This is a genomic window from Bacillus sp. CPT56D-587-MTF (genome assembly GCF_058792335.1).
In genome coordinates this window covers 41,975-59,375 of record NZ_JBYTEF010000006.1, presented here as the reverse complement: position 1 = coordinate 59,375, position 17,401 = coordinate 41,975, and the positions used below count along the sequence as shown (strand labels likewise).

Below are 17,401 nucleotides of genomic sequence, written 5' to 3'. Positions count from 1 at the left end.
TCCTTAATTTTGTAAGTCTGTCACAACAAATTGCTTTCCAGTTTGTTTCACAACCAAGGTATAAGCAGCCTTCATTTTTGTTTCCGAATGTGCATCAATTAGCAATACCTCTGCTTGCACCTCATATGTTCCTTTTGTTTTTCCTGGATATACTTTGGAAGAAATGATCTTATCTAACTTCATACTGCCTTCTAAACCTTTAATTTCTGGATTCTCAAGTACATATGCCAGTTCTTTTTGCGTTGCGGTTGTATACGATTTGAAAAATGTTGGTAAAAACTCACGAATCTCTGTTTTTGCCTTCACATCTTTCACTTCTTCTCGTTCATCTTCTGTTTCTTTTACCGTTGCTTTCTCATTGATTTTCACAACCTGTGGTAACCCATTTACGACAAATGCTTTCCCATCTGTTTGAACTGGGATGGAAACTTGTTGCATCACTTCTTTGACCTCTTCCCCACTGTTATCTGGTTTCATGCGGTGTAATTTATATTTAACTTTAAAGATCACGTTGGCTTCTTTTTGCTTTTTGTCATCCACTTTTAAAAGTGTTGCGGCAAGAAATTCTGAATCCCATTGTAAAGCATTCGTTTCTACACCAGCTTGTGAGTCTACATCTTTGGATAGATATATTTTCAAACGCTCTGCACGCTTTCTAAGATCTTCCTCTCCCCTCTTCCAGGTAAAGTACTCTTTTGTAAATAAACGTGCAAATTCAATTGCTTCTGGGCGTGTCGCAAGGTTTTGCTCAGGCACCACTTGTTTTGTTTCTGTTTGCGGCGTTACTTTTGCGTCTGCCTTCATCGTTTTGAAGACTGTGGTACAGGAAACGAAAAACATCCAGGCTAATATCCCCCAAAAAAGCCATTTCCCTATCAATCTACCTCTATAAGAGGGAACACGTAATGCCTTACGTGGTTCACCTTCTTTTCCATTTTTGATTTTTTGAAACCAGTTCCTTATCTTCTTCCACATAAACAGTTCCTCCCTTCCTCACAATTCACTTCCAGGACGCTTTCCATCAGGCACTCTCCTTTTCTTTTAACAGTTCAAGAAAGCTTTCTGCCTCTTTTTTAAAATTCCACCCTTTCTCCAGTCGCGCTTGTTGAAAATTGTTGTAACAACTTAATTCATATTCCACCTCTGAAATTGCTTTTTCTTTTGTGAGTTCGTTACAATCACATTTCCATTCCAATTCGTCTAGATGTAGGCCAATCTCTATTTCAAGTATCTTTCCATTTCCCATCACCAAAATTTTCTGTAAATACGTATCTGTCATAGATAAACAAATATCATAACTTTCCCCACAATCTAGTTGACTACAAATCTGATCGATAAACCGGCAATCTGCCTCTTCTAAGTTCCCTCGTTCGTATGTTTCCTTATAGACAAACATATTGTTCCATCCTTTCTTTTTACGATTTTTTGGAACATGAACAAATCCTATAAACTTTTTCTTAGCTGTTAAAACCCTGGATTGATTGGACCACCTATCATTGGTGCTATCTCCGCTAGTTCATCCCCAAAAAATATGACAATGAGAAGAAACAACCATATTCCAAGGCTTAACGTACACATACCCCATTTTTTCAGTTGAACCAAACGGACAATTGCAACGAGTAGTAAAATACTTATTACAATGCTCTCCACTAGATGATTTCCTTGCATGTAATCAGGATTCAAACCAATTATCGGCACAATCCCTCACCCCTTTATTCGTTAAGATCCACCACCAAATGCGATGGGACCACCAATATATTTTGCAACCTCTACAATTCCTTCACTCGAGACAAAAGCCAAACCCACCATGCCATACCCTAAGAATTTCATGCAGCCTTCCCACTGTTTTCGCTTGGCACAAATAAGTACCCCTAAAAGCGAATATAAACATATCCCTAGTCCTAAACACTTTACAAGCGTAATTGGATGCATATCCATCATAATTTTCACCTCTATCGATCCACCATTTTATATACACCAACTGCTACCACACCAAGGATTAAAACACCCTCCCATCCTTGGGTATAATAAGTTTCTATTACTTTACTTTGGATAGCTTCCCAAGCTGCACGTGATCCTGGTACTCTTTCAAATATCCAATCTGAAAAAACGACTAATGTGATGATGCTTGCAACAAACGAAATAATAAATTTGAACACGATCTTATAACCCCACTTTTTCATTCATTTCTTCAATATCGCGGAAGATCTCGCCAAATGGATTTTGTAGTATGTCTTCGTACAATGTAATAAACACTGGAATTTCTGGACTCTCAACACCTTTTAAATAGCGCATTAACTCATTTTCTCTGTTTTTACTTCCAGCGATAAAAGTAAGGGAACACTGCCCGACAGGGTAAGAAATCCCTGCGTGTTTTACGTATTCATCCATCTTTTGTTGTCTCATAAATTCGTTATAACGAGTTATTTTTTCTATGAGCACCTCTTTTGTACTAAAAGAGCGCTCCATTTCTAAGAAGAGAATGCCATTTGCCGAAACGTTTCTTTTATTCCCAATGATCGCTACTCCATCAGGTCGAATAATGCCCGCCCCCTCCTTTTTTGATTTTTTTCTACTGTTCGTATATTTAAATGTGCCAAGCACCTCACTAATCCACTCTCTTAATATCCTCGAATCTTGCTTCTTAGACGCATGGGTCATCGCACACTCTACATGAGCCAACATGATACTGTGATAGACAAAATGCGGTGCACGTACAGACCATTTGGCTTTCCACCTCACATCTCCTCGCAAGTCACGTACGGTATCTACTCCTTTTTTGGTTAATGTATACACCTTCTTAGGTCTAACATTTGATCGCTTTTGTCCTCTTATAGTTGGTACTGGCAAGTATTCACTTTTAATGTAACTCGCCAACTCTAACTTACGGAGACGATTATATACAGAGCGTTTGTTATATCCATCGTAATGACGCATCGTGACGTACTCCACATCGACAAAAAGGTGCGTATATATATTTACTAAAACCTGTTCGTCTTCTTCTAATAAAGCCACTACCTTCATAACAATTACCCCTTTTACCAGTCGTCGAACATACTTTTTCTTTTCTTACGTGCTGGACGTTCTTCATTCGAACCCACTACTACAAGTTTCACTTTTGATTCCTTTTCTAGATTGACAGGTGCCTGTTTCTCTTGCCGATCTGGTGCTTTTGTAGTTTCATTTTTCGGCGTAAGATATTTGGCTTTTGTATATAAAAACTCATCAATTTCTTTATCAATTTCCTCTGCCGATTTGCCACTATGCTGTTCCAATTCTGTAATTTTTGATTTGGTCCAATCATTTGCAGCTTGTGTTTCTTCTTTTTTCAGATAATCAGCTACATTACCGTTAGGTAAATACCGATTTAGTGGAGGGATTCGAACGGTACACCAAACGTTTCGTTCTTCTGTATCTCCTTCCAGCTTCTCTTGTGTTTGAATCGCCGCTACTAAGTTGGGTAGACCTTGTAAATAATCCGCTCTGAACTTATTTTGCATAACACCTTCCAAAATTCTTGCTGATCTCATCCCTTGACCACATACAAAGAAATTACCACCCGCTTCTCGTAATGCTTCGTTTAAATCCGGGTCTAATTGCCCCTCTACTCGTTGCGTTAAGATCCAAAGTCCTAATCCATGCTTACGGTCTTTTGCTACAACTTTGCTAAGAATTGGTATTTTAAAATCGTGTGCTTCGTCGATAAGCATAAGATGTAGTTTAGAACCAATTGGCCGTTTCTGTGCAATACGATGATATTGATTGGCAATATATGCACCTGTCACAGCTAAATCTTTCTTGCCCATTCCTAGAACATCAAAAATAACGATATGACCTTGATCCATCCATTTTCGAATATCTAAAAAACAGTCTGTTTGACCAAACATTCTCTTGAGGTAAGATGTATTCCGAAACATATCTAAACGGTTCAATATCGCCTGTTTACTGTCTTCTAATGCGTTCTCCACCTCAAATTCCCAGTAGTTCATGTAGTACTGTTTCTGTGGCCCTTTTACATGATTCAAAACATGTCTGCGAAATGCTTCATCTGTAATAAACAGTGGGACACTCAAAATCGTGTGTATGCGTGAGGTATCGGATAACAATGTTCCTATTATGTTTTCTAGCAACCTTTCGGTTTGCGGCGCTTGCCCTGGAATCACAGTTTTAATAATTTCCATAATAGATTCAACGACTGCCTGCACCTCATCTCCTGCTTCATCTGGAAATCTATGGAGTAAATTAAGTGCTGGAGGATATTTGGTATCCCGAAAGCGTATAAAATGAACCTTGCTCCAATCTACTATTTTTCCGTCAAGCTCTGCTTTTAACAAACGATTCATCGTAACAAGTGCTAAATCTTGTGCCGGATCAAATAATGAGAACCCACCTTCTTTATCTGGATTTTCAATCCACCGATCAATACGACTCTGCATTAAAGCCATAACTAAGGAACTTTTCCCTTTCCCTACTTTTCCTGTAATATAGCCGTGGTTGCTTAAATACTTCTCTTTAATTCTTACTAATCGATCTTTAATATAGGGATGCATGACGTGACCAATTGCGATTCCTTCCGCCAACATATCGTTTGGCAGCATTGCCTCCCCTTTATCTAAATAAAGAATGCGTTGTTCTGCCTTCTTTTCTTTATCTCCTGTCACATCTGGAAGGTGAAACACGTTCAAAAGTTCTGAACTGGTCCATACCATCTTTCCATATATCGGATTTGGTACGGTGGGCATGCAACGCTTGAGGCGTCTGTACCGTAACTCATTTACATCAGCCATGATACTTGCTACCATATGACCAATATTTTTAATGACTGGTACACCAGGATAATGTTCACTTGCAAAGGAAACAGATACCTGAAATGCCACTTCGTTATTTGAGAAACGTTTATTCAATGCTCTGATTTCCTCTTTTTCGAATGTGTCTAATTCATGTTTCTTTTTCTTTTTGAGTGCTTTTTCCGCTTTACGAATCCCTTTTGTAAGGTGATATCCATTGTCTGGTGAAAAGGCGATGTCTACCCATGTTTTTTCTTCCATTGCGTTTCCCAGCATCGGTAACAGGTCTTTCTTGTAACGAGCGAGTGATAACGTGGCTGCTCGTTTTCGTTTGAGTACCATTCGTCCACCTACTGCTTTTTTAGATGGGAAAGGCACTTCATTACGAGAAACTCCGTAGACTTCAGCATGTTCATACACACTTCTCATCGCTTGCACAACACGCTTTAATTCATCTTTGGGACCGCCAATATAAAAGCGCACACGTTCTTTTGTCCCTTCCGGACGAAACATGATCATTCGGTACCATTCTCGCCCTTTCCATAGACGTTCCAATGGTTTTCGCCCTGTATTATGCACATGACGAATCATTTGACCCAACTTTTCTGCTGTCACGTCATCATCGATATGCGGGATAAACATCACGTATTGATATCGCTTTTTCTCAAAATATACATACAAGTAATGTAGGACGATGCGGATTATTGTATAGATTAAGATTCCTAACAAGATCAGGCGGCATATACTAACTGTTACATCAATTGCTGTTGGTACATATTTCATGATTTCCGCCAATATTTTTTCTTTGGAGTACCAGACAAAGCCCGCACCCCCTAAAACAAGAAGCGGTTTCCAGTTCTTTTCAAGCATGTTTTCAAGTTCTTTATCAAACTTACTACGTGCCACTTTTCCACCTCATTTCTTATATGGACTAAGCAAGCGCTACTACTTTTTGTTGGTGTTTTTGTATACGTTGTTCTATCGCTAATTGGACTAAAATGTGAGGTTGTGCGGATGCGTGTTGGAGTTGATTCATCTGATCTAGCAATGTTTTATATTCAAAGAGTTCTTGTTTCATTTGTTCTACATCCAACTCATCTTCTACCGTGAGTTGTTCTTTCCAAAATAATTCCCAGCATTCATGCCGATTGGTATACATGGTTTCTGTTCCTCCTTTTTTTGATGGAGGATGCTCTTATGAAAGAACATCCTTCCTAAACTAAACTTGTTATCACTTGTGAAAATGTTTATGGAAATTGGATTTTGGATCAATCAGTTTCATCCCTTTTTGATGACCAGCTAATGTCATTAAAAAACTTGAAAATGCCATCCCTCTTCCTGTAATTCCAGCCAATTCAGATGAATTTTTTGAATGATTCGCTTGATTTGCCATTTGTTGACTCAATCTACCGATATAAAAACCACGTTTGCTTCGCATGTGCTTAATTGGTTTCATGAGAAATCCTCCTTTCATTTATTTATCTTTTTATATCGTTAAATAGAAATATTCTATATTTTTATGCCTTTTTACGTTTCCATTCTTTCTCTCTTTACTCTTCTTCTAAAAATAGATCTTCTAAATCTGTAGAAAGGATTGTAACTGCTTGTTGGTGATCTTGAAATAGAACATGTTGTATATTGTTTCGCAACTGAAACCCATCTTCAGGTAATGCTAGCAAATACGATTTTTTGTATTTGATCCCATCAATCTGATAATGTACATCAAACACGCACATTATATCCCGCCCTCCCTTATCAGTTGAGAGTGTTTTTATATTTTTGCTTTTGGTTCTTTACGTTTTCTAATTGCATGAACAGCTGCGATACCGCCTAGAACTACAAGTGTAACCCCGATCCATTTCCAATATGGATTTTCCGCTTTACCGCCTGTTGTTGGCAAATGACTTTCTACTTTCTTCGGTTGTTCTTTGATTTGTTTTAGTTGTTCTGGTTGTTTTTCAATGATGTGTGGTTTCTCTGGTGTTGTTACAGGCTTTTCAATCACCTGTGGTGTGTTCTCCGGTTGTGGTTGAGGATATTCTGGCTTTTCTGGTTGTGGTTTTTCTGGTGTTGGTGGAATTTCTTTTTTCTTATCTTGTACTGTATGTTTGATAATTTGACCATCTTCTTTGATATTAAAAGAGAATGTCTCTTCGTTAATTAGGTAGCCGTCTGGGGCGAGAGTTTCTTTATACGTATATGCCCCTGCTGGAAGCTTCTCAAATTTCGCAATTCCTTGCTCGTTTGTTTTGCCCTTTACTACTTGTTCGCCTTTTTCGTTGTAAATTGTAAACTCTGCGCCTGGTAATTTGTTATTTCCGTAAGGTAAGCACCCAGCGCCTTTTTGTATTTCTACAATAGGTTTCCAAATACTCCCTCCCAAACCGTACGTACCCCTCTCGAGGTATACGGCTTTCCACCTATCCATCTAATCTTCCTGCGTGTAGGTCTCGATGGCATTTTTCACATAGAGCTAACGTTTTTCGCTGTCTGGCTATCATTTGTTGTTCCCATAGCTTTTTCCCCTTTAAGTCTTTTAACTTTCTTATGTGATGAATATGAATTTTAATTCCTTTTGACTCACACCATTCACATTTTTCAGCCAAAAGTCTTTCAGTTAGGCTAGTTCGCCATGTGTATGTTAATGTATTGGGAATTTCATCAATATTTATATTTTTATCTTTAATACTCTTGACCCACTGAAATCCCTCATGATATAAGAATCGTGTTTTTATTCCATTTTTAGTTTTATATGTAACAGCGAATTTTCCATTAATGTTATATTTTTTACGTATTTTACCGATTGATGTTTTATATTTGGCCGCGAAAGTTTTATACATGCTATATTCCATAATGTATTTAAAGTTATTGAGAGTACTTACATTACAGGCTAGTTTGAAATAGTTATACAGTCCTCTAATTTCAGCATTATATATACTTAAAATTTCAAGGTCGTCTTTAGTGATTAAGTAAGCCCTATGTTTAGGTTTCCATGTATTCTCTTTTGTAATAAAAAGAACATCTAAAGCTAGTAACTTCTCAAACCATATGTCTTTAGATAGTTGTAAATGACATACTCCTAGCTGCGTTCTTCTAAGATAACCTCTTTTCGTTTTCTTTACTTGTAAGGAGCGATTTATTTTAATATCATAACTGAGAAATTTAGCTGCTTTACTACTATGCGTGATAAGAGTTTTATCTAGGGATAGCTCAAGACCGAGGTGATTTCGAAGAAATTTATGTATATCTTCTTTGAGTCGTATAGCCTCTTCTTTACTCCCTATTACTCCTAGAATAAAATCATCTGCGTATCTGACGTACTGTAGCCTTTTATAGTTTTCATCCATTGGTTCGCCCTGAGATATAGCTCTTTTCATACTTGATATTTCTTTACATTTTTTCTTAATTTCTTGTTTCTTTTTCTCATCTAATGTATGCCAATGTTCTCTACATTTCCTTTTCAATGTCATTTCTCTGGCATGCAACGTCCCATACTGCTTTGTTTGTCGTCTTTTCTGTCCCCTATCAAAATTAAGTTTATATTTTTCAATATATGTATCTAATTCATTTAGATATATATTGGCAAGAATAGGGCTGATAATTCCACCTTGCGGAGTTCCACTATATGTATTGTGAAATACCCAATTTTCCATATACCCAGCTCTCAGAAACTTCCAGATTAGGTTAATAAATTTTTCATCCTTAATATTTCTACGCAATAGTTTAATGAGTATATGGTGATGAATATGGTCGAAAAAACTTTTGATATCTCCTTCAATAAACCATTTGACTCCATTGAAGGTATTTTTACACTGCATTAAAGCAGTGTGGCAGCTTTTATTTGGACGAAATCCGTGAGAAGATGTAGAGAAATGCTTCTCGTAAATAGCTTCAAGTATGTTTTTTACTATTTCTTGTATGAGCTTATCCTCAAATGAAGGTATTCCCAATGGCCGTTTATTTCCATTTCTTTTAGGAATATATACTCGTTTAACCGGTGTAGGCTGATACGTTTGTGCTTTAAGCTGGCTAATTAACTCAGCAATTCGGTCCACATTCATTCCATCTATCGTTTTGTCATTTACTCCCGCTGTAAGATTCCCTTCTTTCGCATACATCTTCTGATAGGCCAAATAATAAAATTCTGGGTTATAGAGATTGCGATATAACTTTTCAAATACGTAATGCTCTTTTGTTGCATGGGAAGATAGATTATCTAAAACTATTTTTGGATTTCTCATAGCGTCTCACACACTTTCCAATTTTGTTTTAAGATAGAATAGGCTGTTTCCCTTCGCCATGTATTAGGCTTTCCCCAACTCAGACTACTACGAAAACTCCGTTACCTTGTCAATTTTTCATGAGTCACACTTCTTGGCAGTGCCTTGAAGTCATTCTCAATAGCCTGTAATAATATTAGGCATTTTGATTTAGGTAATCCCCGTTTATCACTTTAACAACTGGCTTTCTACAATATCGGGTGTGACTTTCGCCTTTTTCCTCTTATGGAGGATGGGTGGTCCTGGATCACTAGGATTAAGAACGCGGACGGTATTCTTTTCCCTGCATAGAGTTTGGTTCCAACTCTATCGGGACCATGTAACGTTTCTAACTATCTTTCGCTACTAGCGACATTATACTCCCTCAGGCTATCATTCAAGCAGTTTAGCTTTCATCCTTGTTTGTAGTATTTCACCTTGCTCTTCAGTCTTGACGGGATAGTTCGCCAACTTAGAGCTTTATCAACATGCTATTGTCCCCTTCCGATTTCTCTTTCAGGTTAGTTGATTGATGATAGGGTATACATGTGATCTTTCCCTACATTAGTGCCACCTAATGATTTGTTAAAGCGACCCTACGGGCGCACATCCGCTACATCTACTTTTGTAATTTCAATCGTTCCTTTTGCTTTTGTATTTTTTGCGATTAATTCGATTTTCTTTCCATTTTCCTTAATGCTGAAAGGAATTGGTTCTTTAACTAAGATGTAGCCCACTGGAGAAGATTTTTCGATAAATTGATACTCCCCATACTTCAAATTATCAACTTTGATTAGGCCATCTTTATCCGTTGTGTACTCATGTATTGCATTCCCTTTTGCATCCGCAAGGATAAATACTGCGCCTTCCAATTTTTTCTTACCATCTTGGTCTACTTTCAAAAGCTGTACATTTCCTTTGATTTGTTCATTCTTCATTTCAACAACAGCAACTTCGCCTGTTTTTACTTCAAATGTTTTAGGATTTGCATCTAAAACAAACCCTGTAGGTGCTTTTACTTCTTTAACCGTGTACGTACCTAACTCTAAGTTACCAAGTTCGGCTACACCGTTCTCATTAGCTGTAATCGTTCCCATAACTTCTTGACCGCTATTTAAGACTGTAAATACTGCACCTGGAAGTGGCTTTTTGTTCTCATCCACTTTCATTACTTTGAGTGAACCATTTGCTTTCCAGTACACTTGTAAGTCTGTACTTACTTGCTCTGTACTACGTTCTAACAAAACCGTTGCATCCTGGATGGTTTCAGTTCCCTTATATGCAATCGCATTGTAATTCGTTAGATTTGAAACAACTTTTAAGGATAGTTCGTTACTCTTAGAGGATTTCGGTACTTGAATACGGAATTTTTCTCCTATCAGGAACATTTCTTTGGCTTCACCTTGTTCTGTAACAACACGTGTACCTTGTGGTGCATTGTTCATTTGTACCTTGAAAGTACCTTTTTTCGCGTTTGTTTGTACTGTATATGTTGTAGTTTCAAAATATTCGCCGTTTAGCTGTGCTTCTTTCTTATCTGTTGGAACTACATTCATGTATACATCTTGTGTGTCTTGACTCTGATCCGCTGCATGAATGATTGCTTTCGTTGCTTTTTCAACAGCTGCATCTTTAAATTGTAATTCTGCCGTATTGATTTGCCCCAATGAATTCCATAAGGCCAGCTGTGTCGAATAATGCGCCTGTTCCCAAGTGGAAACCCCTAATTCTTCTGGACTCTTTTGTGGGTATCCATTTAACAAGACACGGTACACAATATCGTTTGTTCGTCCGCTCTCAGGAAGGTCTTGACCATTAGGTGATTTCAGGCCGTATACCAGGCAATAAGCTATTTGACCACTTGCATTCTTGAGTAGTTCTGTCCGCACCTCTTTCCCATACTGTGGAGAATATGACCAATCCATGTTGTACTTTTCATGATTGATTATCTCGGCACTTGCTTTGTTGAGAGGAATGAAGAAACTCATCACCAATAAGAGTACACTCGTGATGAGTAGTAGTGCTTGATACGATCGTTTCAATATCATTTCTTACAGCTCCTTTAGAGTCATTAAGTTTTCAAAGAACAGTTAAACAATTTCTTATGGTTTTTGATTTATACAATTCGCGCTCGATAATAAGTAGGTATAAACAATTCTTCAACTGGTCGATTATAAAAAGCGGCAATACTATGTGCACGTTCAGCAATTGTACTTTTTCTTCCAGATTCAATGGCCTGTAGTACACTTTTATTTAAATTTAAATCTGCTGCAACTTTTTTAAGAAGCATACCTTGTTCATTTCTAATATTTTTAATAATCGAAATTTTTTGTTCGCAATTATTCATTCTCTCACCTCCTAAATACATAATAAACACCTTAAAGGTGCCTGTCAACACTTAAAATGTAATTTTTACACCAAAGCTTCCTACATTAAGTTTTTTTGCATTTATTATAATAAGTATAGGAGTGATTATTGATATGAAAAAAAATATACTGGGAAAAAATATAAAAAAGCTCAGAACCATAAGAGGTTTAGATAGGTATGAGTTAGCGGCAGATCTCAATACGACTTACAGAACTATTTCCAGCTGGGAAACAGGAGAAAAAATACCACGAATCAATAAAATCCATGAAATTGCTAATTATTTTAATGTTAGTGAAGCATATTTATTAAACCATATGATAAGCGATGATGAACTTCTTCAAAGAGTAGAAGGAGAAGAAGACCCTGTCCATCGCTTATCACAATTGCTTTATGATAAATACATGAGTGTCCCAGAAGAATATAAACCATATATAGAAAAAGAATTACTCAGATACGCCAATTTTCTGTTAATAGAGGTTGATGAAAAAGAAAAAGGAAAACAACTGAAAAAGTGACATACAAACTTATTTTTTAGAGATATCTCCACATAAATCTATCCAGTCTCCTAATGTTTCTAAATCAATATTTTCAAGAATTTTTAGTAGTAACTCTTTGTCTAAGATCATTAAACAGCGCCACCTTTTATAATTTTGAATTTCATAAATTCCTGCTTACGTACTAATAAAATCCTTTATAAAATCACAAAAGACATCGTATTTACGACGTCTTTTGTGATTTTACATATTTTCATTTTGTTATTACTCTACATTCCACCCCCGGGATCAGTCCTCATCATAAGGATATTGTTTTTTTGCAATCCTTGCGACTCAAAATGTACATTTTTTATTTTATTATATTCATTTGTTAATCCTAAGTTTACGCTACTAATTAGAACTAAAAACGACATTATCAGAATAAAGATAACTTTTTTCATTTTTAAAATCCCTTTCCAATACTTTGAATACTTTTCTCTTTATATTCATTAAAGATTTGTTGCGCAAATCCTGCATAAAAAAAGTCATTTTTTGCCTTCATTGCATCAATAGCCTTTGAAATTTCATTTAAATCATTATTAGCCATCCCCCTATAGACACGCTGAATAGGACTTAAACACTTGTTTTTTTGTTCAAGATAATCTAGTAATTTATTAGCTTGGGCCTCCTCATTATCCTTGATGAAATACAAGCTTTTTTCTGCTATATCTAAGGTGTTCATATCGATTTTATCAATGTCTTTCCACTTTATTATTCTCAAGAAATTTAAAGTATTTAATGCAATTTTATATTTATGTTTTTCTCCTAGAGATGATAAAACATTACAGGCCTTTTCTAAATAATAAAATGCATCCTTTTCATTCGAGAATAAGTTACTCTCTCCCATTCTACTATCTATCACAGCTTGCATTACTGGAAAAAAACTCAAATCATCAAACTCCATTAAACCTTTATAAATCTTTTGAAAACCAACAATATCATTACCTCTTAATACCCCATAACCCCATATACTTTCTATCCAAAAATTATATAACTTCTTTAATTCTTTATTTTTCAATAATTTTAAATTTTTTTCTATCCTCTGCTTATAGGTTTCCATTAAATCAACTTTTCCTGAATCACATAAAATTAACATACTTAATATGTCACAAAACATACCAACTTGGAAATGTTTTTTATTGTTTAACGGTCTTGAACTTTCAATTTCTAAAAAGATTTCTTCCAATCCCTTAGATTTATTTAAGCGATATTTAAACAAACGGAAAATCTTAAAACATCTCTGCATTTCTAATTCACAATGCTTTTCACATAAATCAATTATGTAATTTAATAATTTGTCAAAACCATTTAAATGTGCAATTAGAAATGCTGTTTTCACATTTAGGTTTTGTCTACTGTGTTTCTTTAAATGTTGAATAAGATCATCTTCTTGAATATTCCGATCTAAAGGAGACAATTTTACTGAAATTTTCATTAGTGAGTATATTGAAATATTTTGCCCTTTTGTATACCAATTTGAGAATGTAGTTTCTGGTATGCCTAATTCTTTTGCAACCAATTTATGTTCTAACTTAGAAGACTCTAGATACAAGTTCATTCTTTTATGTATATCAAACATAGAAATTCACCCTTTTAATCCTCTATTTTAATTTAACTATGTTCATTAATTTTATCATAAGGAGATTCAGGAATTTATGAAATAATTTTAACTGAATTTTCTGATTATTTAAAATAAAACTAATTACTTCACACTCATTATACAGAGTTCACATTTTTAGTGTTGATATTAATGCTTGTGACTTGTAAAATAGAAGAAGAATAGATTTTACTTAAAAAACAAATAAAAAAACCCCACTCAGTCTATATTCAATTGGTAACAGGCCGGCAAGCTAGCGCCAATTGAAATATCCCAGAAAGTAGAGGTTCTTTATATTACATATAAAATATTCGCTTTTATATAGAAATTATAACACAAAGCGATAATTATGTGAATAAGAACTGCTATTTTCCCAATATTTTTCTGAGAGTGTGTACTGGGGAAAAATAGGAGGTCTTTTTGTGTTATTAACTAATTTTTTACTAAGTACAGCAAAACGAGAACTATCCCCTCGATTATATCGTATTCCTAAATGTAAGACGGGAGCTATCAATCAAGCAGTCAAAAGTGTAATCAAAGATATTGATAGTATTCTATTCGAATGTGAAGGTAAAACTACAAAAGAATACTTCGAGAAAACGCCACGCCGATATGAAGCACTTGAAACCGTGCTTTCCTACCTTGTTCAAGAGGGATTTTCTCAAGTTAGACAAGAGAAAATTAGCCAAAAATCGGGTATTTCTGTACCACTAATCAACTTTATTCTGAATTGGCTAGAAGATCTGGAAGTATGTCATCAAATTAAAACCAGACGTCACAATAAAATTGCGCCATCTATCTACATTTTAAGCCTACATAATAATTACTTGAAAATTATTGAATATTTTAAGCAAAAATGGGCATTAACAATCAATATTTTTTCTACATTTACAGAGTTTCTGTCCAAGAAAATTGGTAAGAAAAAACATAAGGATACAGATAAAAAAGAGGATACTCCCGTTTCTACATGTCATGGATTCGATTTATTCACTCCTGTCGAACCTGTTGAAGTAGAAGCTGAAGAACAAAAAACGAATTCTGACAAAGATAAAAAATTAGAAGCTAACTTACGAGATAAACTGGTGGCAAGATTAGAAGAAATGAATGACCACATGAGTGAAGCACAACAGAAACTTTATGTGTACATTCTAACCCAAGACACAAATATAACTGAAAAAGATGCTTATACAATTGCTTTACGTATGCCAGCAGATATAGATCGAGATACAAAAAAGATTTTCAAAGATTGTGTACAATGGTTTGAATATAACCAAGCAGATGTAAGTACCCCTGCACATTTCATAAAAATGTATACGAATAGTGTAAAAGAACTTAGAAAACGCCGTACTCGTGAAGCAAACGAATATTTCGCTACTACGACATTTGGAAAGCCTTATAAGAGTAAGATTTCATTTGATGTATTCCGGAAATGTCTAGATCCAAACTCTTAAAGCCTGTGCCTAACAACAAAATAAGAATACTGTAGCCTTGTTCAAAAAAATGACAGTGACAAGGCTTTTTGTCATGCAATCATGATTGTTATTTTTAGAATCTATTAATCTCATTATTTAACTTTAGAGTGTTAGCGCCGCTTTCAGCAAAAAAACATGTGAGATTTATCATAGAATGCCAGCTAACTTTCATCAGCAATTAAATAAGGAATTGAATAAGAAAAAATCTCTAAGACCTTGGGAGAGTAAGAATAAAAGCTCCAAAATAAATCCTAATGTATTTAATGTTTTTAATTCTTTTAAAACAAGATTTAATAAATAAGAGTATCCTATATTTCTAATTTACCTTTTAGTTTTTAAAATATTTACAACCATCTTAAAAAATCTTATATCTCAAAAAACGAACAATACTCATGCAATATGTGAAAATCATTCATCTAAACTAGAAAAATACTAAAATCCGTATTTCAAACGTATTCAAACAAATATGAGATTTATATGCACAAATTAACCTTATGAATTACTGATGAATTAGGCATGAAACTGTGATGCTTGCGTTCATCGTCTGGTTCATCACTTACGATTGTCAAAAATCGTTGATATATAGGGAGGTTTCGGGATTCCCTATGTCTTCGCTAAACCAGATGAAATCCTGAAGCTTTCCTTGTTCCGGTATCTCGATTCGAATGAATCAGATAGCAGGGCAAGGGAAAAGTTTTAAAAACTACATAATCGGCGCGGCGGGCATCGTTCACTTCACACAACAAACTCGGCGTTCTCTCCTCCTTCGTTCGCCTTTAGCTCACTCCTCTCGCTTGCTGCGCGCCGCTCCGCCGCCCCCCACCTCCCTAACCCCCAAAAAACCAGCCTTAACCCTCGGTCATCTCCTCTCCCCTGGTGTCAAAACAATCACGGATGTTTTTGCCCAAATCCCCGAAATGGGGGAATAAGCTTATGCTATTTAGACGTTATACCCCGTGTCAAAAAGTACACTTTATGACATAGCTAAAAATATAGCTTTTTTCATTTCAAAAATACAACTTAATCGTATTTGAAACATGTCAACATAGTTGTATATGTTTTGAAACACATATTCTATGAGTAACGAAAAATCCTTATAAATAAGGGTTTTTCGCAATGATTTTTCTTATTCCCCCTTTTCGAGGGGATGGGCAAAGATACCCATCATCACAGGAACTCCCGTCATTTCTAGACAGGCTCGATCTTCTTCGTAGTGGCCCTGAACGAATCGGTAAGCGTGACTTTGCTACAAAATTAAGGAACAGCTGCTGTAACAAACAACAGGACCTAGAACCCCCTATGGCTTGTTTTTGTGGTTTCTTGATACAATTGCGGTACACAATTTTTAGGACAAAGGAGTATATAGCCATGACATGGGATTCCGCTGTTGATTTTTTTCTTGCTGATTTATTAAAACGTGGTCGTAAACCGTCCACCTTGAAGCAATACCGCTATGATCTGATCTTATTTGTTTCATGGATTCAGAAACGACTTCAATTGCCCCCAGAAGATGTTTTTCGCTCTTTTGATATAAATACATTGGAGCGCTACTTAAAATGCCTTAGAAAGGAACGTGAGGCTTCAATTTCTAATGTGAAGCGTGTACGAGGCATTTTAATTAATTTCTTACAGTTTCATGGTGCCGCAGATCGTTTAAAAAGCGACGTTGCGCCTCCTGAGCTTACTTCTAAACACTTTGCATCCGATGAAGAGATAGAAAAGTTATTAGGCGTCATGCGCAGCTATAACGGATTGACGGAATACCAGGCGTCAGGAAGAAAGTTCATTATGAAACGTAATCTTTTATTGATTCATTTCATGTTACATTATGGGCTATCCATACAAGACATTATCACGCTCTCTATGCATGATGTTCACTTCGGAACAAATACCATCACGCCAGGAGGATTACATGCTTATAAACGCTCTATTACGCTATCCAAAGATGATGTAAAGCTTGCCCTTTCCTATTACAAACAGATTCCAAGACTCATACGACCACGCCAGCAAACGGGAGATCCTTTCTTTGTTGCGTTCGATTTCGCTCCGCAAACGTTCCGCTGGGACTATGACAAAGATCAACCCGCTGCATTGACTAGAATCGCTGTCCAACGAATGCTACAAAAAGAAGTGAAACGCGCTGAAATTCGTGTAACCCCTACTATGTTGCGGAATCGATTCATTTTAAATTCTTTACAAAACGGTATGAAATCCATTGAAATTAAAGCGTATTTAGGCTTAAAAAGCGTTGAGGCGCTGCATAGATACATTCAGTTTTGGAATGAATTGCAAAGGAAAGATAACAGATTGAATATATAAAAGCCCTGGTATCTAAAACACCAGGGCTTTTAATTGATTATTCTTTCGTTCTCTCGTAACGATAATT

At 35.9% G+C, this 17,401-nt stretch carries 16 protein-coding genes and 2 pseudogenes; 3 read left to right on the top strand and 15 right to left on the bottom strand.

The genetic code is table 11. The features are described 5' to 3' along the window. Window positions 1-3: 3 nt before the first annotated feature. The 14 genes and pseudogenes from AC3WVZ_RS33360 to AC3WVZ_RS33295 form a co-directional block, all read right to left on the bottom strand. A complete protein-coding gene (locus AC3WVZ_RS33360) occupies window positions 4-975 on the bottom strand; it encodes a conjugal transfer protein (RefSeq protein WP_098954911.1) in 972 nt (323 codons plus the stop codon). 46 nt (window positions 976-1,021) lie between these two features. Continuing rightward, on the bottom strand, window positions 1,022-1,396 hold the full coding sequence (locus tag AC3WVZ_RS33355) for a hypothetical protein (protein WP_098954910.1): 375 nt from the start codon (window positions 1,394-1,396) through the stop codon (window positions 1,022-1,024). A 68-nt stretch (window positions 1,397-1,464) separates the two neighbouring features. Then, entirely contained in the window at window positions 1,465-1,698 is a 234-nt protein-coding gene (locus tag AC3WVZ_RS33350; RefSeq protein ID WP_098954909.1) for a hypothetical protein, read from the bottom strand. Window positions 1,699-1,719: 21 nt separating this feature from the next. Beyond that, complete coding sequence (locus tag AC3WVZ_RS33345; protein WP_098955002.1) at window positions 1,720-1,941, bottom strand: hypothetical protein; 222 nt, start codon at window positions 1,939-1,941, stop codon at window positions 1,720-1,722. Between the two features lie 11 nt (window positions 1,942-1,952). Then, window positions 1,953-2,159 carry a hypothetical protein gene (locus AC3WVZ_RS33340; RefSeq protein ID WP_098954908.1) on the bottom strand — a complete coding sequence of 69 codons (207 nt, stop codon included), beginning with the start codon at window positions 2,157-2,159 and terminating at the stop codon, window positions 1,953-1,955. 4 nt (window positions 2,160-2,163) lie between these two features. Continuing rightward, window positions 2,164-3,024: a replication-relaxation family protein gene (locus AC3WVZ_RS33335; RefSeq protein ID WP_098954907.1), complete on the bottom strand. Its 861-nt coding sequence runs from the start codon at window positions 3,022-3,024 to the stop codon at window positions 2,164-2,166. Between the two features lie 14 nt (window positions 3,025-3,038). Further along, the gene (locus AC3WVZ_RS33330) at window positions 3,039-5,693 is read right to left on the bottom strand and encodes a type IV secretory system conjugative DNA transfer family protein (protein ID WP_098954906.1); all 2,655 of its coding nucleotides are present in this window, start codon (window positions 5,691-5,693) and stop codon (window positions 3,039-3,041) included. A 25-nt stretch (window positions 5,694-5,718) separates the two neighbouring features. After that, window positions 5,719-5,946: a hypothetical protein gene (locus AC3WVZ_RS33325; RefSeq protein WP_078185329.1), complete on the bottom strand. Its 228-nt coding sequence runs from the start codon at window positions 5,944-5,946 to the stop codon at window positions 5,719-5,721. 72 nt (window positions 5,947-6,018) lie between these two features. Beyond that, the gene (locus tag AC3WVZ_RS33320) at window positions 6,019-6,243 is read right to left on the bottom strand and encodes a hypothetical protein (protein WP_098771756.1); all 225 of its coding nucleotides are present in this window, start codon (window positions 6,241-6,243) and stop codon (window positions 6,019-6,021) included. Between the two features lie 94 nt (window positions 6,244-6,337). Further along, the gene (locus tag AC3WVZ_RS33315) at window positions 6,338-6,523 is read right to left on the bottom strand and encodes a hypothetical protein (RefSeq protein ID WP_078185327.1); all 186 of its coding nucleotides are present in this window, start codon (window positions 6,521-6,523) and stop codon (window positions 6,338-6,340) included. A gap of 35 nt (window positions 6,524-6,558) precedes the next feature. After that, window positions 6,559-7,164, bottom strand: a pseudogene (locus AC3WVZ_RS33310) (prealbumin-like fold domain-containing protein); the annotation flags it as partial. A gap of 43 nt (window positions 7,165-7,207) precedes the next feature. Next, window positions 7,208-9,028: a reverse transcriptase/maturase family protein gene (locus AC3WVZ_RS33305; protein WP_233935059.1), complete on the bottom strand. Its 1,821-nt coding sequence runs from the start codon at window positions 9,026-9,028 to the stop codon at window positions 7,208-7,210. A 626-nt stretch (window positions 9,029-9,654) separates the two neighbouring features. Continuing rightward, window positions 9,655-11,094, bottom strand: a pseudogene (locus tag AC3WVZ_RS33300) (MSCRAMM family protein); the annotation flags it as partial. 68 nt (window positions 11,095-11,162) lie between these two features. Beyond that, a complete protein-coding gene (locus tag AC3WVZ_RS33295; RefSeq protein ID WP_196477471.1) occupies window positions 11,163-11,393 on the bottom strand; it encodes a helix-turn-helix domain-containing protein in 231 nt (76 codons plus the stop codon). 127 nt (window positions 11,394-11,520) lie between these two features. On the opposite strand from AC3WVZ_RS33295, the gene AC3WVZ_RS33290 reads away from it, so the two are divergent. Next, window positions 11,521-11,928, top strand: coding sequence for a helix-turn-helix domain-containing protein (locus tag AC3WVZ_RS33290; protein WP_179871737.1), 408 nt, complete (start codon window positions 11,521-11,523; stop codon window positions 11,926-11,928). A gap of 421 nt (window positions 11,929-12,349) precedes the next feature. Here AC3WVZ_RS33290 and AC3WVZ_RS33285 read toward each other — a convergent pair whose 3' ends face one another. Next, the gene (locus tag AC3WVZ_RS33285; protein WP_233937106.1) at window positions 12,350-13,525 is read right to left on the bottom strand and encodes an AimR family lysis-lysogeny pheromone receptor; all 1,176 of its coding nucleotides are present in this window, start codon (window positions 13,523-13,525) and stop codon (window positions 12,350-12,352) included. Window positions 13,526-13,965: 440 nt separating this feature from the next. Here AC3WVZ_RS33285 and AC3WVZ_RS33280 point away from each other — a divergent pair, with 440 nt between their 5' ends. Both AC3WVZ_RS33280 and AC3WVZ_RS33275 read left to right on the top strand, forming a co-directional pair. Then, window positions 13,966-14,994, top strand: coding sequence for a Replicase RepFR55 (locus tag AC3WVZ_RS33280; protein ID WP_233937105.1), 1,029 nt, complete (start codon window positions 13,966-13,968; stop codon window positions 14,992-14,994). 1,389 nt (window positions 14,995-16,383) lie between these two features. Beyond that, entirely contained in the window at window positions 16,384-17,334 is a 951-nt protein-coding gene (locus AC3WVZ_RS33275; protein WP_233937104.1) for a tyrosine-type recombinase/integrase, read from the top strand. Window positions 17,335-17,401: the final 67 nt, after the last annotated feature.